At 54.0% G+C, this 22292-nt stretch carries 28 protein-coding genes, 1 tRNA gene, 1 rRNA gene and 1 other RNA gene; 13 read left to right on the forward strand and 18 right to left on the reverse strand.

All coding sequences use genetic code 11. The annotated features are described in order from the left end of the window. The first annotated feature begins 5 nt into the window (after positions 1-5). From M1158_00490 to M1158_00505, 4 genes are read left to right on the forward strand one after another with little or no spacing between them, the layout of a single operon-like run. A complete protein-coding gene (locus M1158_00490; GenBank protein MCL5099591.1) occupies positions 6-782 on the forward strand; it encodes a hypothetical protein in 777 nt (258 codons plus the stop codon). Positions 783-795: 13 nt separating this feature from the next. Continuing rightward, a complete protein-coding gene (locus M1158_00495) occupies positions 796-1419 on the forward strand; it encodes an acetate--CoA ligase family protein (GenBank protein ID MCL5099592.1) in 624 nt (207 codons plus the stop codon). 11 nt (positions 1420-1430) lie between these two features. Next, complete coding sequence (locus tag M1158_00500; GenBank protein ID MCL5099593.1) at positions 1431-2867, forward strand: acetate--CoA ligase family protein; 1437 nt, start codon at positions 1431-1433, stop codon at positions 2865-2867. After that, entirely contained in the window at positions 2827-4176 is a 1350-nt protein-coding gene (locus M1158_00505; protein ID MCL5099594.1) for an aminotransferase class III-fold pyridoxal phosphate-dependent enzyme, read from the forward strand. Before M1158_00500 ends, M1158_00505 begins: the two co-directional genes overlap by 41 nt. A gap of 66 nt (positions 4177-4242) precedes the next feature. On the opposite strand, the gene M1158_00510 is transcribed toward M1158_00505, so the two are convergent. Then, positions 4243-5025, reverse strand: a complete 783-nt coding sequence (locus tag M1158_00510; protein ID MCL5099595.1) for a HEAT repeat domain-containing protein — start codon at positions 5023-5025, stop codon at positions 4243-4245. A 604-nt stretch (positions 5026-5629) separates the two neighbouring features. Here M1158_00510 and M1158_00515 point away from each other — a divergent pair. Next, positions 5630-8484: ribosomal RNA gene (locus tag M1158_00515) — 23S ribosomal RNA — on the forward strand. A gap of 90 nt (positions 8485-8574) precedes the next feature. Here M1158_00515 and M1158_00520 read toward each other — a convergent pair. Both M1158_00520 and trxA read right to left on the reverse strand, forming a co-directional pair. Next, positions 8575-9084 carry a hypothetical protein gene (locus M1158_00520; GenBank protein ID MCL5099596.1) on the reverse strand — a complete coding sequence of 170 codons (510 nt, stop codon included), beginning with the start codon at positions 9082-9084 and terminating at the stop codon, positions 8575-8577. 13 nt (positions 9085-9097) lie between these two features. After that, entirely contained in the window at positions 9098-9418 is a 321-nt protein-coding gene (gene trxA / locus M1158_00525; GenBank protein ID MCL5099597.1) for a thioredoxin, read from the reverse strand. Positions 9419-9576: 158 nt separating this feature from the next. On the opposite strand from trxA, the gene M1158_00530 reads away from it, so the two are divergent. From M1158_00530 to M1158_00545, 4 genes are all read left to right on the forward strand, one after another. Then, positions 9577-9939, forward strand: coding sequence for a hypothetical protein (locus tag M1158_00530; GenBank protein ID MCL5099598.1), 363 nt, complete (start codon positions 9577-9579; stop codon positions 9937-9939). Positions 9940-10138: 199 nt separating this feature from the next. Continuing rightward, positions 10139-10345, forward strand: coding sequence for a hypothetical protein (locus M1158_00535; GenBank protein MCL5099599.1), 207 nt, complete (start codon positions 10139-10141; stop codon positions 10343-10345). Then, positions 10346-10888 (forward strand): hypothetical protein, encoded by a 543-nt coding sequence (locus tag M1158_00540; protein MCL5099600.1) that lies wholly within the window; start codon positions 10346-10348, stop codon positions 10886-10888. An 18-nt stretch (positions 10889-10906) separates the two neighbouring features. Then, on the forward strand, positions 10907-11152 hold the full coding sequence (locus M1158_00545) for a PRC-barrel domain-containing protein (GenBank protein ID MCL5099601.1): 246 nt from the start codon (positions 10907-10909) through the stop codon (positions 11150-11152). A gap of 25 nt (positions 11153-11177) precedes the next feature. Here the strand turns inward: M1158_00545 and M1158_00550 are convergent, their stop codons facing one another. The 13 genes from M1158_00550 to M1158_00610 all read right to left on the reverse strand — a co-directional run bounded on the left by M1158_00550 (position 11178) and on the right by M1158_00610 (position 18617). Beyond that, a complete protein-coding gene (locus M1158_00550) occupies positions 11178-11309 on the reverse strand; it encodes a DNA-directed RNA polymerase subunit P (GenBank protein ID MCL5099602.1) in 132 nt (43 codons plus the stop codon). Positions 11310-11350: 41 nt separating this feature from the next. After that, positions 11351-11710: a hypothetical protein gene (locus M1158_00555; GenBank protein MCL5099603.1), complete on the reverse strand. Its 360-nt coding sequence runs from the start codon at positions 11708-11710 to the stop codon at positions 11351-11353. A gap of 20 nt (positions 11711-11730) precedes the next feature. Then, positions 11731-11973 carry a 50S ribosomal protein L37ae gene (gene rpl37ae / locus M1158_00560; GenBank protein MCL5099604.1) on the reverse strand — a complete coding sequence of 81 codons (243 nt, stop codon included), beginning with the start codon at positions 11971-11973 and terminating at the stop codon, positions 11731-11733. A gap of 4 nt (positions 11974-11977) precedes the next feature. After that, complete coding sequence (locus tag M1158_00565; GenBank protein MCL5099605.1) at positions 11978-12763, reverse strand: RNA-binding protein; 786 nt, start codon at positions 12761-12763, stop codon at positions 11978-11980. Beyond that, positions 12760-13494, reverse strand: coding sequence for an exosome complex exonuclease Rrp41 (locus M1158_00570; GenBank protein ID MCL5099606.1), 735 nt, complete (start codon positions 13492-13494; stop codon positions 12760-12762). The genes M1158_00565 and M1158_00570 overlap by 4 nt, the downstream gene beginning before the upstream one ends. A 4-nt stretch (positions 13495-13498) precedes the next feature. Continuing rightward, positions 13499-14122, reverse strand: a complete 624-nt coding sequence (locus M1158_00575) for a KH domain-containing protein (GenBank protein MCL5099607.1) — start codon at positions 14120-14122, stop codon at positions 13499-13501. Positions 14123-14131: 9 nt separating this feature from the next. Next, on the reverse strand, positions 14132-14815 hold the full coding sequence (locus M1158_00580) for a ribosome assembly factor SBDS (GenBank protein MCL5099608.1): 684 nt from the start codon (positions 14813-14815) through the stop codon (positions 14132-14134). A 37-nt stretch (positions 14816-14852) separates the two neighbouring features. Continuing rightward, positions 14853-15548 carry an archaeal proteasome endopeptidase complex subunit alpha gene (locus M1158_00585; protein MCL5099609.1) on the reverse strand — a complete coding sequence of 232 codons (696 nt, stop codon included), beginning with the start codon at positions 15546-15548 and terminating at the stop codon, positions 14853-14855. 140 nt (positions 15549-15688) lie between these two features. Next, entirely contained in the window at positions 15689-16042 is a 354-nt protein-coding gene (locus M1158_00590; protein ID MCL5099610.1) for an Rpp14/Pop5 family protein, read from the reverse strand. Next, the gene (locus M1158_00595; protein ID MCL5099611.1) at positions 16032-16565 is read right to left on the reverse strand and encodes a hypothetical protein; all 534 of its coding nucleotides are present in this window, start codon (positions 16563-16565) and stop codon (positions 16032-16034) included. The genes M1158_00590 and M1158_00595 overlap by 11 nt, the downstream gene beginning before the upstream one ends. Positions 16566-16567: 2 nt before the next feature. Next, positions 16568-17812, reverse strand: a complete 1245-nt coding sequence (locus tag M1158_00600; protein MCL5099612.1) for an AAA family ATPase — start codon at positions 17810-17812, stop codon at positions 16568-16570. Between the two features lie 65 nt (positions 17813-17877). Further along, positions 17878-18183 carry a translation initiation factor eIF-1A gene (locus tag M1158_00605; protein MCL5099613.1) on the reverse strand — a complete coding sequence of 102 codons (306 nt, stop codon included), beginning with the start codon at positions 18181-18183 and terminating at the stop codon, positions 17878-17880. Between the two features lie 17 nt (positions 18184-18200). Beyond that, entirely contained in the window at positions 18201-18617 is a 417-nt protein-coding gene (locus M1158_00610; GenBank protein ID MCL5099614.1) for a translation initiation factor IF-2 subunit beta, read from the reverse strand. A gap of 86 nt (positions 18618-18703) precedes the next feature. Here M1158_00610 and ffs point away from each other — a divergent pair. From ffs to M1158_00630, 4 genes are all read left to right on the forward strand, one after another. Further along, positions 18704-18966, forward strand: an RNA gene (gene ffs, locus M1158_00615) — signal recognition particle sRNA. A 49-nt stretch (positions 18967-19015) separates the two neighbouring features. Continuing rightward, positions 19016-19099, forward strand: a tRNA-Ser gene (locus M1158_00620). 19 nt (positions 19100-19118) lie between these two features. Next, positions 19119-19904, forward strand: coding sequence for a DUF429 domain-containing protein (locus M1158_00625; GenBank protein MCL5099615.1), 786 nt, complete (start codon positions 19119-19121; stop codon positions 19902-19904). A gap of 62 nt (positions 19905-19966) precedes the next feature. Beyond that, positions 19967-20128, forward strand: a complete 162-nt coding sequence (locus M1158_00630; protein ID MCL5099616.1) for a hypothetical protein — start codon at positions 19967-19969, stop codon at positions 20126-20128. A 3-nt stretch (positions 20129-20131) separates the two neighbouring features. Here M1158_00630 and M1158_00635 read toward each other — a convergent pair whose 3' ends face one another. Beyond that, positions 20132-20947 carry an S-methyl-5'-thioinosine phosphorylase gene (locus M1158_00635; GenBank protein MCL5099617.1) on the reverse strand — a complete coding sequence of 272 codons (816 nt, stop codon included), beginning with the start codon at positions 20945-20947 and terminating at the stop codon, positions 20132-20134. Between the two features lie 9 nt (positions 20948-20956). Next, positions 20957-22222: a Glu/Leu/Phe/Val dehydrogenase gene (locus M1158_00640; protein ID MCL5099618.1), complete on the reverse strand. Its 1266-nt coding sequence runs from the start codon at positions 22220-22222 to the stop codon at positions 20957-20959. Positions 22223-22292 lie beyond the last annotated feature (70 nt).

Below are 22292 nucleotides of genomic sequence, written 5' to 3' on the forward strand. Positions count from 1 at the left end.
ATTCAATGCCAGATGAAATAACGTTCCTCGATTTATTGGCCCTTGAGAAGATAACCGGCAATACTGTAGTTGAGAAGTTCGGAAGCCTGATAAATTCATCGTTCTTCGATGCCCAGAACATACTTGGCACGCTCAAGGTGAAGGGCCTGATAGATTTCACAACGATGGTGCCAGGCCAAAATGCCATAACTGTCACAGATGCCGGCAAGCAGCTCATTGCAGATGCTGCAAGCAAGGCCCAGACCCAGTTCGACCAGCTCGACCTATCGATGCTTACGCAACTGTCAGGCGGGAAGCGCACGCTTGTCGACCTTGCGGGTGTGACCAACATAAGGCCCAGAGACCTGGCAATGCACCTCAATAAGCTCGTAGAACAGCAGTACATCACAGCCGACATACGCAACGGCTCGGTCAACATGATGCTTACTGAGAAGGGTTTCATCCAGGTGAAGACTGGCATGCCAGTACAGGCGCCTGCAACGCCTATGGCCGCCATGCCGCAGCAGGGTGCCCCGTCACCATCGCCAGCACAAGCGCAGCAGGTGCAACCCATGGCAGCCCCGGTGCAGCCTATGGCGACGCAATCAGCCCAGGCGCAGGATTTAAGCATGCAGCAGATGCAGGCCCAGGAAACCCAGCCTCAACCTGGAAACGGAATTGCAGAGTTGCAGAAAGAAATCAAGGCCTCGAAGCTGAAGAGGAGCAAGAAGCTCACGATCTTAGTTGCTGTAATAGTGATAATCGTAATCTTCGTAGTGCTTGTGCAGCGCGGCATAATATAGCCTTAGTGGTCTGATGGGCAAGCTTCTGGAATACATGAATGCATACGCGATGCTGCATCGGCACAGTATAAGGGCTCTTGACGCAAAGTACGTAGGCAGCCCCGACGATGCAGTTGGGTTTGCTTCTAGCAAGCCCATAGTCCTGAAGGTCATCTCCGACAAGGCGCTGCACAAGAGCAAGAACGGCCTCGTGAAGCTCGACCTTTCCACAGAGCGCGACGTACGCTCAGCATATGCCGAGCTTGAGAAGAAGGCGCGCAGCCTCAAGCCGTACAAGATCCTGGCGCAGAAAATGGTAACTGGCGGCCTAGAAATAATAGTTGGCGGGAATACCGATCTTCAGTTCGGCAAGATGATCCTCCTTGGCCTCGGGGGCATATACGTTGAGACGTTCAAGGACTTCGCGCTCCGCGTCTGCCCAATAACGCGCTATGACGCAGACTCAATGATAGACCAGTTGCGTTCGCGTGCCATAGTTGCGCCAGATCCAAAAACAAAGAAGATGATTTCCGACCTTCTACTCAATGTGTCAGGCTTGCTCATCAAGGAAAAGGCAATAAGCGAGCTTGACCTAAACCCCATAATACTGCACGGTGGTACGTACGACGCGGTTGATTTGAGGGTAATAGAAGAATGAAGCGTGTGCTTATGGCAACGAAATATGCTGACCTGAATCCGATGCTCCAACCGAAGAGTGTTGCGATAATAGGCGCATCTGCAAATCCCGAGAAGGTTGGGCATGTCATAATGCAGAACTACATAAACGTCGGCTATTCAGGCAAGCTCTATCCTGTCAACATAAAGGCTGAGGGCCCTATACTGGGATTCAAGTCGTACAGAAGCGTGCTTGACATTAAGGAGAAGATAGACCTGGCGGTGATTGCAGTGCCTGCGCCCGCGGTTCCAAGCGTACTCGAGGAGTGCGGCAAGGCCAAGACCAGGACCGCAGTTGTAGTAAGCGGCGGCTTCGCAGAGATAGGCGAGACGGCCCTCCAGGAGCAACTGGCTAAGGTTGCACATAAGTACTCCATGCCTGTGCTGGGCCCCAACTGTCTCGGGGTCATGGACTTGAAGTCAAGGATCGACACTCTCTTCCTCCCTACTTTCAAGATTGACAAGCCCCAGATAGGCGGCGTCAGCTTCGTCTCGCAGAGCGGCGCGGTCGGCAGCGTAGTGCTCGACCTGATCTCGCACGAGGGCTTCGGGCTCGCTAAGTTCATCAGCTACGGCAACGCAGCCGTGGTCGACGAGGCCGATATACTCAACTACCTTGCGAATGACGACGACACGAAGGTGATAATATTCTATCTCGAGGGCGTGAAGCGCGGCAAGGAGTTCATAGAGGTCGCGAGGAAGGCCACGCCAAAGAAACCCGTTGTAATAATAAAGGGTGGCACGACTGAAGAGGGCTCAAAGGCCGTCCACTCCCATACAGCGTCACTTGCCGGAAGTGTCGAGGCCTACAGGGCCGTTTTCAAGCAATTTGGGTTCGTCGAAGCCGAGAATCTGGAAGACCTGCTGTACTTCGCAAAAATATTTGATACACAGCCGCTTACGACAAAGAACAGGATTGCTATTATAACAAATGGCGGCGGCATAGGTGTACTTGCTACTGACGCACTGTATAACAACTCGCTGAAGATGGCGGAGATAAGCAAGGAGTCGGAGCGCATCTTACGCAAGGCCATGCCCCCTATAGTCAACGTGCGCCTGCCTCTCGATCTTGCGGGAGACGCGGACGACAAGAGGTTCGGGATAGCAATAGAGACGCTTGCAGAAGACCCTAATGTGGATGCCATAATGGCGCTTGTGCTGTTCCAAACTCCAGGAGCGGACTCAAGGGTTGTTGCCGAGCTGATCAAGTACGGCACTACGGGCAAGAAGCCCCTTGTTGTGGTAAGCCCTGGCGGTAGCTACACCGAAGCGCACAAGATAATGATGGAAAGTGCAGGAGTTCCGGTCTATGATTCGCCAAGCTCCGCGGCGAGGTCGCTTGCAGCACTCATAAACTATTCTGTTTATCGTGAGAACGCGGCGCATTCGAATGGCAATAAAAATAACGGGCAGGACAAGGAAGCTGATTGAGCGTGATAGGAAGATATTCCTGTCAACTACACGGGAGTCGTATCCTTTCGTTGCCGACCACGGCGATGGGGACCTGATATACGACATGGAGGGCAACAGGTTCATCGACTTCTCGTCCTTCATATCCGTCTATAACTTCGGAGTCAATGCCAACGCCGAGGTGCGGAGGGCTATAGTCGACCAGGTCGGCAAGCTCATGCACCCTGCGTTTACAGACTATCACGCAGAGCTGCCGGTGAAGTTCGGCGAGGAGCTCGTCAAGATGTTTCCTAGGGACTTCGGGCGCATGTTCCTAAGCAATTCCGGCACGGAGGCCAACGAGGCTGCGATAAAGTTCGCGCAGCTGTTCACGAAGCGGAGCTACATAATGGCTTTCTACAGCGCCTTCCACGGTCGCACCAAGGGCTCACTGGCGCTTACGGCATCCAAGGCAGTTCAGAGGACAGGCTTCGGCCCGTTCTCGAACACGATACACGTGCCGTTCGCATATTGCTACAGGTGCCCGTTCAAGCAGACCTACCCAGACTGCGGGTTCGCGTGCGTCGATTACATACGCAACTACCCACTCAAGGACGAGGTAAGCGGCAAGGAAGTGGCTGCGTTCTTCGTGGAGCCGATACAGGGTGAAGGCGGCTACATAGTGCCCCCTAAGGACTACTTCAAGGAAATTAGAAAAATTACCTATGACAACGGCATGCTCCTAGTCGCAGACGAAGTGCAGAGCGGATACATGCGCACCGGCAAGTTCCTTGCCCTTGACCACTTCGGCGTAACAGCCGACATATACACTATGGCGAAGTCAATAGCAGGAGGGCTGCCGATGGGTGTTACCATGGTGAGGAAGAGCCTCGGCGACATACCTCCTGGAGCGCACGCCAACACATTCGGCGGCAATCTGGTATCTGTTGCGGCGGCATACGCGCTGCTGAAGCACGTCAAGCGCAACAGGCGCAAGCTCGAGGCCATGGCGAAGAGCAAAGGCCATCGCATAATGAAGAGGCTGGAGCAGATGAGGGACCGCTATGAGCTTGTCGGCGATGCGCGAGGCATTGGCATGATGCTGGCCATCGAGCTGGTGCGAAGCAAGAAAGGCAAGGAGCCCGCAGTGAAGGAGCGCGAAAAGGTGCTTGAAGACGCATTTAGCAACGGCCTGATAATGCTGCCTGCAGGCGAGTCAACAATACGCATAATACCGCCGCTTACCATGTCGGTGCAGCACATCGACAAGGGCCTTGATGTGCTTGAGGATGCGATAAAGTCGGTGAATTCAGCGATGCTTGGCAAGCCAGGCAGGAAATCAGGCAACTGAAGGCTGCAGAAGATTGTCAATGATGGTAAAGGCTTTTGCATCTTCATGCCTGAAATGTGTGCATCATTAACCACGCACATATAAGTTGGGGTTCATTGTTGCTCTCTCCCTGGCATCTGCATCTGTATCCTTGCTCAATTCCCTCAGCGTCTCCGCATCAGTATTCGGATTCCCCGCAATTTCCCACCTGACATATCGATCCTCATCCTTGCTCAATCCCTTTAACGTCTCAGCATCAGTATTCGAATTCTTCGCAACTCCTCCTCTGACATCTTCATCTGTATCCTTGCTCAATTCCCTCAGCGTCTCCGCATCAGTATTCGGATTCCCCGCAATTTCCCACCTGACATATCGATCCTCATCCTTGCTCAATCCCTTTAACGTCTCAGCATCAGTATTCGGATTCCCCGCAATTTCCCACCTGACATATCGATCCTCGTCCTTGCTCAATCCCTTTAACGTCTCAGCATCAGTATTCGGATTTTCCGCAACCCAGTCTCTGACATCTGCATCAGCATCCTTGCTCAATTCCCTCAGCGTCTCCGCATCAGTATTCGGATTCTTCGCAACCCATTCTCTGACCTCTTCATCAGCATCCTTGCTCAATTCCCTCAGCGTCTCCGCATCAGTATTCGGATTTTCCGCAATTTCCCACCTGACATATCGATCCTCGTCCTTGCTCAATTCCCTCAGCGTCTCCGCATCAGTATTCGGATTCCCCGCAACTCCCCATCTGACCTCTTCATCTGTATCCTTGCTTAATCCCTTTAACGTCCCAGCATCAGTATTCGAATTCTTCGCAACTTCCAGCCTGCTGTTTGTGTCCTTACTCTTTACATTAGACCCCATAATATCATCTTACGATAAGAATTCTTAGGAAATATATAAAACCCCACCAAAAGCTTTAAAAATAGAAGAACGTTGAAAGACAGAGTAACGAAAGGGCATATTTTTTTGAAAGGGGCATTATACTCTATTTCTGCTATGCCGCCAGTCGAACAGTCAGTAACCAAACAATATAACAGCAGCAAAATGGCAAAGCCAGCGGCTTGGGGGTGCGGTAAAGAAGGCCGATGCGGAAACGCGATCCCGTAAATGCTACCAAATACTACCCTTCTCGCCGCACGTAAGCTCAGCGCCGCAGTTCTGGCATCTGAGATGGCAGGCCTGTATGGTCTGCATGGGGCTGCCGCAGGTAAGGCACAATATCTCCTGAGGCTGCTCCACCTGCACACCCGCTAATGCTGTTACATGGCAACCTATATAAATCTTTCACGCCCTAAATATTGCTGGTGTCGGTATGGCAGCCTGAGCACTCAGTGGCTCCTGTATTTGAAAGCTAGTTTTGCTTGCTTTGTGAAGATACACCTGCTATCTAGAGCGCTCTATCTGTGCTGCTGTGCTATTGCACTTGTGTGATCGTGCGTTTGCGCGATTGAATCGAGGAGAAGAGAAGCTTGCAAAATTTTTAAGCCACCTAGAGGATGGCTTGGCTATAGCAGCGATGAAGGCCGTGGCAAGCTGCGATAAGCCCGGGGTAGCCGCAAGTCAGGCTTTGAACCCGGGATTGCCGAATTGCGCACAGCGATGTGCGAGCACACGCGGGGAACTGAAATATCTTAGTACCCGCAGGAAAAGAAAGCGAAAGCGATGCGGTAAGTAATGCGAATGAAAGCCGCACAGGGCGAACTGAATCCCGCTTTGCAAAAGGCGCGGAGATGTGGGGCAGCGCCGATCCAGGACATGAGCCGAGCGCGCTGGAAAGCGCGGCCATAGAGAGTGACAGCCTCGTAGGCTAAGTGCGATGGACCTGCTGCCGGAGAGTAATTCCGCTCGAGTATGCGGAGTGAAGACGGGGGCATTAAACCCCAACCCTAAATATTGGCTATAGACCGATAGCGAACAAGTAGCGTGAGCGAAAGCTGAAAAGAACCCACACGCGTGGGAGTGAAAAGATCTGAAACTAGGTGGTGACACGAAGGTATGGCGAGGAAGGAATGATGTGCGCCGAAGCGCGAGCTTGAGAAGGCTTAGCGAGGCGCAAGAACCATTGTCATGCCATTCTTCTTGAAGCAAGAGCCAGGGAGTGTATGGATGTGGCGAGCCGTAAGGCGTAGCGAAAGCGAGAGCGCGCAGCATGCGAGGCGCGAGGTATGAAAATGCCCAAGTCACACTCATACGACCCGAAGCCACTGCGAACTACGCGCGCCCAAGGCGAAGCTAGGCTAACGCCTGGTGGAGGCCTGCAACCTGTCATGGCATGCCCTGTTGGGTGAGGCGCGGGTAGCGGCGATATACCACTCGAGCGTGGCAATAGCGGGTCCCCTCTGAAGTATCTTTAGGATAGCTCCGGGCGAGCTTGCGCACGCGGTAGAGCGACCGATTGATGGGTATGGGTCCGGAAGGACTCGCCTGTCCGTCAAACTCCGAATGCATGCGCTGCGTAGACCCCGGGAGTCGGCGGTGTTGGGTAAGCTAGCACCGCGAGACTGCAAAGATAGTGACCAAGGTTAAGGTCCCCAAATCCTAGTTAAGTGCAAAGAAAGCGAGAAGCGCCACAGACAGCTGGGAGGTAGGCTCAGAAGCAGCCATCCTTCAAAAAACGCGTAATAGCGTACCAGTTGAGGCGTTCCTTTCTGAAAATATACGGGGCTAAACTAGGTACCGAGACCCTGGAGTGCGAAAGCACTGGTAAGAGGGCGTACGGCGCGGCTGGAAGCATGCGCGAGAGCACATGTGGACCGCGCCGCAGTGAACATCCTGGTGTTAGTAATAGCATATATGGGTGAGAATCCCATACACCGTAAGCACACGGGTTTCTTCGCAACGCTTGTCAGCGGAGAGTTAGGCGATCCTAAGCGGCGGGCCAATCACCTCGCCGCAAAAGGGAAGCTGGTTAATATTCCAGCCCCTAACGTGTAGGTGTGGCAACACAAGGCAGATTTCTGACGCCTGGGGATAGGTCCGCAAGAAAGTGCAAAGGGCTGTGGAGTCTCGTTATGAGGAGAAGCAGCTAAATGAACTGTTGGACTGATTTCTTGGGCCCGTGAAAAGGGAATCTGCAACGATCACGTTAGTCCGTACCTAGAACCAGTACAGGTGCTGCTGGCTTAAAAGGCCAAGGTGTGTCGGAATAACCATGGTTAGGGAATTCGGCAAAATAGTGGCGTAAGTTTTCGACAAGCCATGTCTGCGCCTAGTAAGCGCAGATGTCACTGACAAGGGAACAACGACTGTTTATCAAAAACACAACTCACCGCAAAGCCGAAAGGCTAAGTACAGTGGGTGACGCCTGCTCACCGCCAGTACGTGAACACCCTTTTCAAGGGGGATAAGCGCTGGCAAAGAGCGGGAGTAACTCTGACTCTCTTGAGGTAGCGTAATACCTCGTCACTTAATAGGTGACTTGCATGAAGGGCGTAACGATTGTTCCACTGTCCCAACCATGGATCCGGTGAACTCACTTCGTGGTGAATATGCCACGATCCTCCAGTGGGAAATGAAGACTCTATGAAGCTTGACTACAGCCTGCTGTTGTTGTCCGGTTTGCCATACATAGCGTAAGTGGGAGCGTCGATGCGCGCGCTGCGGCGCGCGCGGAGCGACAATGTAACACCACTTTTGGCTTTCCGTACAGCTTACCCGAGAGGGGACAGCTACAGGTGGGTAGTTAGACTGGACGGTTACTTTCGATAGGGAAACGAAAGCGACCAAAGCTCTGCTTAGGCGAGTTGGAAACTCGCCGCTAAGCAAAAAGGCAAATGCAGGGCTGACTGTGCACTGAAAAGCGTGGTGCGCAGACTGGAAACAGGGGCTTAACGAACGTTGGTAGCTCTTTTAATGGGGCTCCAAGCTGTCAGACAAGTTACTCTAGAGGTAACCGATTCGTCGCCGGCGAGAGTTCACATCGACCTGGCGCATTGATACATCGTTATGGGCTTGGGTTATCCTGGTGGTGCACAAGCTGCCAAGGGTTGGGCTGTACGCCCATTAAAAACTCACATGAGCTGCGTTCAGTACGTCGCGAGACAGTACGGTAGTATCTACTGGAGGTGTAAGTGCCAGAGGATAAGACCCCCTTAATACGAGAGGAACGGGGGATCGGCGCCACTGGTGTACCTGTTGTGAATGCATTGCAGGGTAGCTACGCGCCAAATGGATAAGTCCTGAAAGCATCTAAGGACGAAGCCAGACCCGAAACGAGGCACTAGGGCGGCCGCAATCGACGGCTTTGATAGGAGGGGTGCGCAAGCAGGGAGCTCACGCGACCTGCGAACATTCCCTTACTAACGCCTTACTTGCAAGCTCTCTTCTCCAATTTTTTTGTTTGCTTAATGCCCTAGCGGAGCCGCTCTACCTCGTACATCCAACGCGCAGCATGATTTGAGGCTGCACGCCTCACTTCTTATTGTCGTCGCTCCGCTTCTCCAGGAAACGCTTGCCTATCTCGGCCCTGTTCACAAGGCTCGTGTTCATCGCCTCTATCTCCTCTGGCTTGAGCACGCGCTCCAGTATGAACCTCGAATACGTGGCCGATAACTGCGACATGTCCATGAGCATGTTCTGCAGCTCGCCCATCTTGAAGCTCAGGTCCTTTGTCGGCTTTAGTATCTCTATGCCCGCAGGTGCATAGTTGAATGCGATGTTTATTATCGACATAAAGTTCTCAAACAGAACCGTGATTACGGCGCTGGTGGTATAGACGTCCTTCTGCTGCAGCGGCTCCTCTATGGCGCCATAGCAATAGACCACCCCCTTCTCCTTCATCAGGTGGTTGTTGATAAGGTCAGTCATCAAAGGCTGCAGCTGTTCCTTGTCCTTGTGCTGCATGTCGAAGTAGAACTTTACCAGCACGCCCCCTCTTGCGATCTTCTCTTCTGTTACTTTGTCTACCTCTGATTTTGCCATGGCATTGCCCACATTACTTGTTGCTCTCTATCCATCTCTTAAGCATTTCCTTAGGCACTGCGCCTACGCTCTGCGCCTTCACCTTGCCCTTCTCGAACAGCAGCGTTGTCGGTATGCTCATTATGCCGTACTTGTTGGCCAGTTCCGGGTTTTCGTCGGCATCTATCTTCACAAACTTTATCTTGCCATCGTAGTCTTTCGACACCTCCTCTATGACGGGCGAATATATCCTGCACGGCCCGCACCACACTGCCCACACGTCGGCTATGACTGGCATGTCCGACTTAAGCACTTCCCCTTCGAAAGTCTTCTCAGTGACGTCTATAACACTCATTTCTGCTCACCTAAAATTTGCATATTGTTAGCGCATCAGGAATATTTAAACCTTGTGTGAGCGGGTTTTTATCGCGGACCATAGCCCTCGGACTGATGTGACAGGCAAAGATATTTATGTCTAATGACACATAAATATGTGTAATATGTGGTAATTGCATGACAAAGAATATGACTTTGACAGTACCGGACGACGTCTGGCGGGCGATGAAGGAGCACCCAGAGATCAATTGGAGCACAGTGGCGCGGAAAGCATTCATTTCATTCGTTAAGGTCCTGTCGAAAGCGGAGGACACCGAGAGCAGGCTGGCAAAGGAGTACGGCCCCGGCATGGTGAGCCGGGTAAACTTTGGGATAAGCGAAAACTACAACGAAAACAAGTATCCGGGCGAGGCCGGTATGATTGGGGCGGGATTCAATGCCGGCATCAACTTCAATATGAGCATAACCCCAACAATCAATAGGTCCCAAGAGAAGAAGACAACCCTGGAAAACACCCTCAAAGACGCACTGAAAGACTAAGCCGGATTAAGGGCGGCCAAGGTCATAGCTGGCGGCCTGCAGCTCTTTGACCGGACGCATTGAATAACGTCGCTTCCGCTAATTGTGCGCCTGCATCAGATTTAAATGCGTTTAACCACACAATAAGCCAGTGATGAAAAGAGAGTCAGCTGAGCTAAGGCTGTGATGTGGATCTTGAGTGCTGAAATGGAGTGAGCGCATGGCGATATCGAAGGGCGACGTCAAGAAATTCGTGAAGGAGCGCTTCAACGTCATGATGGAGGATGCTGCAGCGGAGAAGATGGCAGAGATGCTAGAGAGCAAGGCCGCAGAGATAGCCAAGTATGCCGTTGAACATGCTAAGAAAGGCAGCAAGGCCGTCTGCGCAGAGGATATAGACGCCTACAAGCTTGAGCACGGGAATTGAATGCAGGCAGCCATCTCAGAAAGCCCACGCCACTCGATACGCCTGGACTATGGGGAGCATGCACGGACCACCATGCTCTGGGAGCCCATAAACAAAGACTATGCTTTAGAGACTACGTTCGATGCACAGGGCGCAATATTAAATCAAAAGTTGGTAAGGCTGAACGGGCATACAATACGCGACATGGTATCGGATTTCATAGAGAGCTCCGGCATAGAGTCCAGGGAGAGCGTATACGAGGAGGTGCGCCTGGGCGCCAGATGCCCAAAGTGCGGCTCGCCCGAGCTCAGGCGTTCCGCGCAATCCGCGTCAAGCCCCGACAACGTGCCTGTCATGCCCATGTATGTCTGCCAAGCCTGCGGCGCAAAGAGCTATTACCTGACAGATTCCTACCTGAAGGAGCTCGTCAGGCACAACAAGGCTCTATTCGAACCAAAAGAGCTTGAGGAGCTCGATGGAAATGAGGAAAGGTTTATAAAAGAGATTAGAGAGTATATATCGCGCATGTTTGCGTCGAAGAAAATTCTAAGCATAAAGCTATGATGCGCAATTGATGATACAATGGCTACTCTTTTGTCAGACCTGTATGGGAAGCAGATAATCACTACGACCGGCAACAAGCTCGGTCTCGTGGAAGACGTAATACTCGACTTCGAGTCCGGTACTGTGTCAAACCTGCTTCTGACTAAGATCGATAATCTTGTCAAGTCCCAGAACACAGCAACGGAACTAAGGAAGAACAGCGTCTCCTACGACCGCGTCAAGAACGTCTCCGAGACCATAATAGTTGGTACACAGAAGCTGTAACAATCCCGGTTCTGCTTCTGCAGCATCAGTCAGTAGAGATCTCTCTCGGCACGTTGGGCCTCTTCTTAACTAGTATGCGCCCACCGCAGTAGGTGCACCTCGTGAAGCCCTCGAGTTCCTTTATCTCCTTCCCGCAACTTGCGCATATGTAAACCATTAAAGCACCTATTGCCAATTTAGCGTTCGAAATATAAATGCCTATCTGTTCTTCTTCAGCCATTTCACGAACTCGTTGTGCAGTGCGGACTTGCTCGTGTCTATCACGCGTATCTTGAGCGTCGAGGCGTTGTAGTGCTCGTCATTCAGGTCAAGGACCGATGAATAGTCCTTCATCTCGCAGAAGTGCACCTCCATCCAGTGTATTGTGCCGTCCATGTAGTCGTCAATTACCCTCTTGGACATCGGAACCGAAGAGAAGCTGAAGAGTATTCCGTTGCACCAGTAAAGCGGCATTGTGCCGGCAGGCGTGACACGCTCCCTGAGCAGGTCGTCTGCCTGCACCTTCACGGCCTCATGCACCACCAGCTCCTGTATCGGTGCGTATGTTATCTTAACCATATAATCACAGTTTAAGCACTTCAGCGCTGCGCGTTCAGATTCTCTATCTGGCGCCTCGCCATCTCGCCGGCCGGAGTAGTCATAGTGTATGCACCGCCAGCGTATACCTTGCCGCAGTGGGTGCACTTCCATATGCTCGTGCCTATGCGCCTGACAGTCATGCGCCCGCACGCCTCGCACTTGTAGTGCGCAGCCTTCTGCCTTCTCACAGCGTCGGCCCTCTTCCTTATCCTCGCGCCGTATCTAACGCTTGCGTTGACCATGCAATCACCTAACGCTCTCCTCTATGAGCTTCCTTAGCTCTGCGTGCTTCTTGAACGATTCATTTATAAGGCCTTTTATCTCGTCGGCGCTGAAGGCGCCGCTGAGCCCCTTCTGCATAGCGCGTATTACAGAGCCATCGGTCTCTATGGTGAGCCTGGCGTCGGCTGCGTCCTCCTCTGTTCCCGTCATGTCGAGCACCAGCTTGCCGTCTATCTTGCCGAACGTGGTAGAAGTGACAATTGTGTTTATCTTGGCTGGCTTATCGCGCTTAGAGTAATCCGCCGCGCCATCGCTATAGCTTGGCATCTTCGTGATGGAGAGCGCAGCCATCGCTGCGATCTCGCATGCGTCGAACAGGTTGCCGTCGTAGTTGAGGATATACAGGTCAATGTAGGCGCTCCATGCCTTGCCTTCCTCTATGAACATGCTCTCAAGGTCTAGGCAGTTGCCCGCGCGTATGCCCCTATCAACTACCCGTGCGAGCTCTATCGCGTCAGGGCTCGGCGGCCCTGTCTCGTAATCCGCATTGGCGAGCGGCAGCAGCTCTGCCGACATCACCAGGTTGCCCTGGTTAGGGGTATCGGGCTTCGGCTCCTCAATCACCACCTTCACGCCCGCAAGCACGCGGGTGTTGCCGAGGTCGACCTGCGCAGACCCCTCCGCATGGTCTATAATGCCAGTCTTTATCGATATCTTCCTGAAATCGAGCATGCCTCTGGAATCCTCCCTCTGACCCTTGGCAAGCAGCTCCTTTATGTATCCCTTCCTCACTATGTCCAGCGCGCTCATTGGCTCACCCCAGTATCGTAGACACGCTTCAGCGCATCGCGCTGCAGCGCGCTTATCGTCTTGCCCGCGTCTATCGCCATCTTGACGGCCTCGTCGAACTGCTCAGCTGTTAGACCTCCGTCCATCTGGAGCAGCAGCAGCTCGTTGTTCCTCGGCGATATGGCCATTGGCATGTCAGCGTCAGAATAGTTGTCCTCGATCATGTTGAAGTCAAGCGTGACATGGTCGCCGATGCGCCCCGCGCTGACTGCGTAGACAAGATCCTTCATCTTTATGCCCGCGTTGGCGAACGCTACCGATGCGGCGGTGAGCCCCGCAGCGCGGGTTCCGCCGTCGCCCTGCAGTATCTCTATGAATATGTCGATCTCGCTGCCGGGGAAATCGCTGGTTATCACCACGTTCTCGAAGACCTCCTTTATCACCTTGGAGATCTCGGTCGCGCGCCTGTTCGGGCCGGTCCTGTTGTGCTCCCCAAGCGACGAGAATGGCGCCATCTGGTACCTGCACTTGATTATCGCTTTGCTCGGATCTGCAAGATGCTTCGGCCTTGCCTCCCTCGGTCCGAATACGGCCGCGATTATCTTGTTGTTGCCCCATTCAAGGTACGCCGAGCCATCGGCGTTCTTGAGTATGCCTGCCTCTATCCTTATCGGCCTGAGCTCTCCGAAATCCCTGCCGTCGAGCCTCTTGCCGTTCACTATCAGTTCCGGTTTGTTTAAAGACGATGCCATAGACTCACTTGCTTTGTGCGTTTTCATTCATTCTTTCGAGCATGCTTTTTATCCTTTCGGTAAGGCCGGTCGTGTGCGCCTCGCGCTCTACGGTCAGCACCGCTGCTGTAGCCGCCGCGACATTGCTCCCGCGCATCCATACAATCCCGTTTCTGCCGACTATTATATTGCATCCGGTAAGCTCTATTATCTGCGTGATCATAGTGTTGGCCTTGCCTATCAGCCTTGGCACCCTAACTGCCTTTATCCGCATGAGCAGTCCAGCCCGCAAGAGCTTGGGCCTCTCGAGAATGGCGAGCCTCTTGTGCTCTACGTCGCGTATCTCAGCTTCTATCACGTCGCCCACCACATACCTTGCGTTGTCGTACTTGTCCTGTATTAGCAATCCGTCGATTGCCTCATCGAGCGTGATGCCATAAACGCCGTTCCTGCCTACCCTCTCCACAATGCCTACGACTACGTCGCGGGGCCTTGGCTTCCATCTGCCCTCCAGTTGTATGATGTCATTGTGCGTGCTGTCGTACAGCCCGACCACCTCAGAGCGCGTCTTGTAGCCGTCGAAGTAAGTGTTTTCGACTGAAAGCTGCCTGTCCGATATGGCTGTACCCGGTAGCACTATCTCCCGCATTAATATCGCTCAAACTATTTTTATTGCGACCCTTCCCTGCGTCGCGTTGTTCATCTTCTGGTAGAAGTCGTTCTGCAGCCCAGCCGGGAACTCCACCGTCGCCTGCAGCGATCCGTCGCCCAGCCATTGCTCCGACTTCAGCCCGAACTGCTTGAGTATGCCGTAGCACCTGTTCGAGGCGTCAGCCGGTATTGTTACCTCCATCTTCACCACTGCGAACTTTATCGGAACCAGCATGTTTATCTTCTTGACTACCTCATCTATCTGCTCGGTCGCATTCTTGAACGGGTCTATCGATACCCTCGCTTCTTTCATCGCATTCTCGATCCTGAGCGCGGGCATCGGTGCATTGGTCCTGGGGTCTATCGCGTTCCTTGCTATGGTCTCTACTATCTGCTTGCGCTTCTCCTCCGCAAACCTGTTCCTCTGCTCGGTAGTTATGGGCACATCGCCCTTCTTGAGTATGTGGTCGACAACGGCCGCAAGGTCGGTTGTGCCGAACGCCTTCTTTATCTTGTCCTCGCTCTGGCGTTCGCCCTTCCTTGCGTCCTTGAAGATCTCCTCGGCCTCAAGCACGCTCATCGGATCCTTGCGCTTTCCAGTTATGTACTCGTACGCGAGGTCAGAATTGACCAGGATCTCGAAATCGTCCTTGTTCGCAGAGAACTTCGCGATTACGGTTTTAGATGGCATTCAATCACACCGCGCCGGTGCGCTGGCGTGCATCGCCTCAGAGATAGCCTGTTATTTCCTTCTGAGAGAAGCTGGAATAGCCTTTCTCCTTGGTTAACACTGAAATGTCGACGTTGTCTGACGTTAGCTTCTTCTCGTTGATCTTCTTTATGATGCCGACGCCCAGGTTTATTGCATCGTTCACTTCCATGTCATCCTTGAACTCCTTGGCGAGCGTATCTTCAGCTATGCGCTTCCCGGAGCCTATCGCATCGGCCTTGTAGCCAGAGAACGACGCGCCGGGCTCCACCTCGTAGAGGCGCTTTTCTGTGTCTATGCCGCCTATGAGCAGCGATATGGCGTACGGCCTCAGGCCTCCATATTGCGTGGCCATCTGCATCTCCTCAGATATCTCCCTTGCCACTGCCTCAACAGATTCCGTTTCGTCATAGACCATCCTGTGCATCTGGGTCTTGTTCCTCATCAGGTTGACGACGTGCAGCCCATCGGACACCAGTCCGCTGTACGTTGCGCCTATGAACGAGTCTACCTTGAATATCTTCTGCACGGTGCTTGGTATTATGAGAGGTTCGGTTATGTTCTTGTGCGCCACGAACACTATGCCGGTGTCGGCCACTATGCCTATCGATGTGGCGCCCCTGCGCACAGCCTCCTTTGCGTATTCTACCTGGAAGAGCCTGCCTTCTGGGCTGAACATCACGCCCCTGTCATAAGCCTGTATGTTAGGATACATTTTTCCACCAGTTGAACGTCAGATGGCTGCCAGCGCGCCCGCTTCCGGGCAGTGCACACTTATGCAAGGCGCAAACACCTGCAGCAAAAGCACGACCTTCTATTGCGGTATTTATTTGAATAGAACATTTTTAATGCTTGTTATTGCCGGGCGGCCGTGCCCGGTGCGCTCTCGCGCCCGAGGGTCTTGGCGTAGTCCCGCAGCGCCCTGAGCGTGCCCGAGCTCTTCAGCGTGTAGAACGCCATCTCGCTGCCGGCCACGCTCTTCACCATGGCGAGCGCCGCTACCATGCTTGGCGTTCCCTCAAGGCTCGCCCTCAATATGAACATGTCGCTGCCGACGAATCCTATGACGTGCGGGTTTATGCGGTGGTAGCCAAGCTGGCCCGCGCAGTCCATCAGGCTTATGTAGAGCCTCTTCTTGAACTCGTCCTGATCGCCGCGCACAGGAGTGCTTGTCTCAACCAGCACGTAGCGCCTCTTCTCACGCATCATCGTCGCCACCAAGTTCACAGTTGACAGCGCTCAGCGCACTGCGCGCCTGCTTCTCGCTGGCGCCTATGAGCTTCGCCAGCTCCACGAGCTGCATGTATGAGCACATCTGCAATTTCGATGCCGCAAGGCTCACGAAGCCTACGCGCACTCCAGCCTTGGTGGCGTCTTTGAGCATGTTGCCCATGAAGTACATGGCCCTTGTGCGCTTGAGCCCGAAGAGCTCGGTTATGGAGCTCATTGGAAACAATAGTATGGTGCCTCGCTCGCGCATCGTGGCGAGGAGCTTCCCGTCCGCATCGTTGCGCTCCACGACCAGCGCCTTGGCGCCTCCCTTTATCATGTTGGCGAGCCAGCCCATGTCCCTGCCGACAGCCATGAACTTCCCTTTATGCTGCCCCGATTCGCCGCCCTGGATCGCCATGCCAATGTCATTGCCTTCCTTGAAGACGCGTTTGAAGCCGAGCCTGGCGTCGAATCCGCGATCGTAGTCGCACGTCGCCCTGACGAGGTCGTAGTAGTCCATGCTTACACCTCGGCATTGCCGTTGCCGTCAGCCGGCTGGTCAGATTTGTGCTGCTCACCCGTACCGAATATGTCCTTCTCGAGCACGCTTCTAGTCTTCTTGCTAGGATAAAGCAGCTTTATGAGCTTGGTGTGGCCGCGTATGCCCTTGCCGGAGTCGAACGACACTATGAGCCCCTGCATTTCCAACTCTGCTATGTAGTTCCTGTACCAGCGTTCGCTTTTGGGCCCCCTGTGCAGCCCTTCTGCTATCGACTTGTAGCGGTTGTATACCTCGCCGCTGAACAGGTACGTGTCTACGCCGTCAGTAAGCTTTTTGTAGGAGCCGCCGCTCTCCGCAAGCATCACTATGGAGTAAAGAACGAGCTTCTGGTGCTCGGGCAGCGACACTATGAGGTCATAAACCACATCGTTCTCTGCGACCTTGACGGCGTGCTCCGCGTTCTCCATGCTCACCTTTTCGCCGGAGTTCTCTTCTGCCAGCTCCCCTGCCTTGGACAGCACCTTGAGCGAGAACCTAGCGTCGCCTCCCTCCTTGGCAGCCGCCGCTGCGATGTAGTGCAATATGTCGTCGCTCACCACATTTGGCTTGAAGCCGTCCTTCGCGCGCTCCTTTATTATCGCGTAGATCTCGTTCGAGTAGTAGGGCGAGAACACGAGCTCCGATTCGTACAGCGTCGACAGGCTCCTCGGGTCAAGGTCCTCCTTGAACGATACCTTGTTTGACACGCCTATTATGGTGACGCCGCCCGCGCGTATGTCGCTGTTTATCCTTGTCAGCGTGTAAACGAGGTCGTCGAGGTCCTTGACAACGTCTATCTCATCGAGCGCCACTACGAGTATCTTGCTGTCTTCCTCTATCCAGTTGGCCAGCTTCTCGTACAGGTCGACGGTTCCGTAGCCGCGCTTGGCGTACGTAGGCATATGGTCGCTTATTATCTTGTTGAGCACCCTGAAGCGGGTGTTGTATACCCTGCAGTTCACGTAAGAGATGCGCGCGTGCGTGTTAGGTATACCTTCTATCTCGTTTATCACGTACTTAGTGCACGTGGTCTTACCCGTACCTGTGCGGCCGTAGACGAACAGGTTGCGCCCGCGCTCCCCATTGAGCGACGGCGCCAGCGCCCTCTCTATAGAATTGATCTCCTTCTCTCTGAAAACGAGCTTGCGTGGGGTGAAGTGCGGCGATAGCACCTCCCTGTTAGCGAATATTTTTGACTCGACAAGGAGATCGTTGAGCGTCTGCATGAAACCCACCGCATTTAATTTGCCCACGCAGGTTTATAAGTGATGCGCAGGGGCGCGCTGCGCACTCATATAAGCTTGCGGTCCCTGAGCCTTCCGACGTCCATGATGCTGTACTTCCACACTATATCGCCGCGCTCGTTGCTCTGCACTACCCATGGCATCACTATCACGACGTCGTTCTCCCTTATCCAGAAGCGCCTCCTCAGCCTTCCTGGTATGGAGCAGACGCGCTCGTTGCCGTCGCTGCACTGTACAACGAACTTCGACGCGCCAGATATCTTGACGACCTTGCCTAGCACCTGGCCATTTCCCGGCAGCCTGAGCTCATGCGCCGGCTCTTCGACCCTCGGCCTTCTCCTGTAGAACGACATTTCAACACCATATCAATTCAATAGTTCTTGACTCCATAGCGCGCGCCGCACGCCTCGCACACGAGATAGAACATGCCGCGGCTCGCTCCCTCGAGGTGCGTGTCCGGCTTGTGGCACTCCCTGCATATGACGTAAACCTCGAAGTAGCGCTTCATTCTGGCGTTGAGGTCATCGGTGCTGAACCTGCCGTTCAGCACGAGCCTCTGCTCCTCCATGTTGACCGGCACGCTGAGCTCCTTGCTCAGGTACCTGCTTATGTCGCCCACGTTCCTGCGGGCCTTGTCCGCTATAGCGGATATGTTCCTTATTATCGTCTTCGCGCCCTGCACTATCGAGTCGACGGTAGGTATCACGAAGTCAGAATGCTCGGCGGCCAGGCTCGGCAGTTTCGAAAATGCCCTGTCTAAAAGTGCATTGTACTCTTCGTCGCCCAACCAGAACACCGACGTGCGCAGTGAAAGCGCAGCGTTAGTAGTAATGGCAACGAACCTATTTAAAGCGTTCCTGCGTTATACTACCCGTGGCAGATAGGCTGGGAAGTTAAGGGTTTCCCATTCGCAAATCCCTTTCAGGCGGGCCAATGCCGGCAGCGTGCCGGAATGCCATTTGAGGCCTGCACCAAGGCGTTGAGGTCTTGCCCTGGATGATGGCCCAATATGTGAACCAGGCCAGGCCGGAAGGAGCAACCTTAAGCATATTCAGGCCATGCTTCTAGGATACAGGACTGAGTCGAGATGCAACCAACCTCATTTGGCATTCATGTGCAACGCCGGCCTCTGCCACACGATAGCGCTAAAAGCGCAGCGCCACAAAGTAGCGAAATGATTACACTGCCGGGGTCGCCTAGAGGTAGGGCGGCAGCCTGCTAAGCTGTTTGGCTGAAAGGCCTCCGTGGGTCCGATTCCCACCCCCGGCGTTCTTATGTGCGTGGTTGAGTGCTCTTCGTCGGAATAGATCTTGCGTGGTCGCCAAGGAACAATACGGGCATAGCGCTCATAAAGGGCGACGAGAATGGCGGCAGACTCGCCAGCGCAGGCATAGGGGTGTCTGATGATTCTCTTGTCGACTATGTGCGCAAGGGCGTCGGCAAGGCAAGCGCGCTTGTGGCCGTCGATGCGCCGCTCATAGTGCGCAACAATTCCGGCAGGAGGCCAGCCGACACGCTCGTCAGCGAGCTGTTCAGGAAATATGATGCCGGCGCATATCCGGCGAACCGCGCGCGCCTGGGCGCATGGTCAAATGGCAAGGTACGCGGCGAGGAGCTTGTCGCAGGCCTCGAACGCATCGGCTTCTCCCACAATCCATATATCAAGCGCTTCGAGCGCACGAGGAAGGTGTTCGAAGTGTATCCACATCCGGCCATGGTGGTTATATTCGGCTTGGACCACATACTCAGATACAAATCCAAGCCGAACAGGGCTTCTGGGTTCCGCGTCAAGGAATTTGCCAAGTATGAAGCGCTGCTCAAGGGCCTCTCAAAGGCGGATCCGCGGCTCGAAGTGGGCGACGGGCTGCTGCTGGGGAGGAAGCTCGGCGGCCTTAGTCATGTTGCGATGAAGCGCCACGAGGACACGCTTGATGCAGTGTTCTGCGCTTATACTGCCTATTACTATTGGGCGCATCCTGAAAAATGTGCAGTACTGGGCGACATGAAAAACGGCTACATAGTAACGCCTGTCAAGGAGTCAATGCGCGGCATGCAGAAAGAGCTATTCCTGTAATTCAGGTAAATAGATGCAGCGACCTGTTTAAAAATATCGCAGGTGTCATTCTTGCGATGTTCATGGAACTAAAAGAGGAACAGGCTGAAGCCGACAAGCGCGTATGCCCTGAATGCGGGCGCGAGATGGTTGTAGTCGACGGCCAGCAATCATGCGGCTGCGGTTCTGCAGAATCTGCAGGATGCGGCTGCGGTGGTGCCTGCGGTTGCGGCGGCCACTGCTGAACCTTACGCTTTTACGGCTGCATCCGCCAGAGCGTCCTTGCAGCTGCATGAGCGCTTCTCCGGCAGGGTCCTGACTATCTCTGTAATCAGCGCCTTCATCTTGCCCATGCTGGCATTCATCCTTGCGCCCACGTCATTGAAACTTACGGGCCCTATGTCCCTGTTCTCTTCTACTCCGGAATCGTAATCAGTTATTACCGATATGCCTAGGAAGCACATGCCCCGCTCCCTCGCCAGCGCTATTTCTGGATACTGCGTCATGTTAACTATGTCGCCGCCTATGCTTCTGAAGAATTTCGATTCCGCCTTCGTAGAGAAGCGCGGGCCGCTGATGACTATGACCGTGCCTGCATTGTGGTACTTCACGTTGGTGGCATCGCCTGCGGTTATGGCGAACTGCCGCATCTCGTCGCAGTAAGGTTTCGCTGTGCTCACGTGCGTCACCGGTTCAGAGCCGCCGTCGAAGAAAGTTTCGTCTCGGCCATGGCTGAGATTGATGAACTGGTCGGGGAAGACGAAGTCGCCGGGCATAAAGCTCGCGCGCAGCGAACCCACCGCAGATTCTGATATTATGCGCTCAACACCCAGCTGGCTCATGGCCTCGATGTTGGCCCTGTATGGCACCTTGTGCGGCGGAATGGTATGCTTGCTGCCGTGCCTCGGCAGGAACGCCACCTTCCTCCCCGCAAGCTCGCCTATGGCTATGCTGTCGCTGGGCTTGCCAAACCTTGTTTCCAGTTCCAGCTCTTCGCCGTTGTCGAGCAGCGAGTACAAGCCGGAACCTCCTATGATGCCTATCTCGGCTTTCTGCTCCGCCATCTGAATTCCTCAGTACCAGCCGCGCGCCTTCATCGCGCTCGCCACCCTGCCTATTGCTATTATGTAGGCTGCGGTCCTGGGTGTTATCCTGCTGCCTTTTGCCTCATATTCCTTCCTGACAGCCATCGTGTCTGCGAACGACTTGGTTATTATCTTGTCAAGCTTCTGGTACACCTCGTCTGCGCCCCAGTAATAGCCGCCTATGTTCTGGACCCATTCGAAGTACGAGCCTATCACGCCTCCTGAATTGACCAGGAAATCAGGCAGGTCGAGCACTCCCTTCTCGTGGAGTATGCTGTCGGCCTCTGGCGTAACCGGACCGTTGGCCAGCTCAAGCACGAGCTTGGCCTTTATCTTGTCGGCGTTGCTCCCGGTTACCTGGTTCTCTATCGCGGCCGGTATGAGGATGTCGACGTCGCTCTCAAGGAGCTGCTCGTTTGTCATCTTTGTGCCGCCCTCATAGCCCTGCACGCTGCCGCTCTCCTTCTTCGCCTTCTCGAGCTTCGCCAGGTCAAGGCCGTTTGCATCATAAATCGCGCCCCTCGAATCGCTTATCGCGACTACGTTGGAGCCAAAGAGCTTCTTGGACAAGGTGTACGCGAACATGCCTGCGTTGCCGAATCCCTGCACGGCTATTTTTGCCTTTTTCAGGTCTATGCCAAGGTTCTTCGCGGCCTCGCGCATGACGTACATGCCGCCCATGGCCGTAGAATCGTTCCTGCCTTCAGATCCCCAAACCTCAAGCGGCTTGCCCGTTATTGTGCCGAAGGCGTCATACCTGACAATATTGCTGTACTCATCCATCATCCAGGCCATAATCTGCGGCGTCGTATACACGTCTGGCGCCGGTATGTCGACCTGCGGGCCTATGAACTTGCCGATCGCGCGAATGTAGCCGCGCGAGAGCGCTTCGAGTTCGCGCATGCTCATGCCCTTCGTGTCGCATATTACGCCGCCTTTCGCGCCGCCGTATGGTATGTTGGCCAGGCTCGTCTTCCAAGTCATCCATGCAGCGAGCGCCTTGACGGTATCGAGGCTCTCCTGCGGGTGGAATCTTATACCGCCCTTCACTGGCCCGCGGGCGTCGTTGTACTGCACCCTGAATCCAGTGAACACCTTTGTCTCTCCGCTGTCCATCCTAACTGGTATGTTGACAACAAGTGTGCGCATCGGTTCCCTGAGTATTGCATGGGCCTGCTCGTCAAGGTCCATAACTTTAGCGGCCTCATCAAGCTGCTGCTGCGCTATCTTGAAAGGATTCAATTCCTCAGCCATAGAATCACAGCAGATTATGCATGATTAAGGCTAAATATATTGCTCGGATTTTATCCACCTAAAAGCAAAA

Source organism: Candidatus Marsarchaeota archaeon (assembly GCA_023473665.1).
GTDB lineage: Archaea > Micrarchaeota > Micrarchaeia > Micrarchaeales > Micrarchaeaceae > JAMCYM01.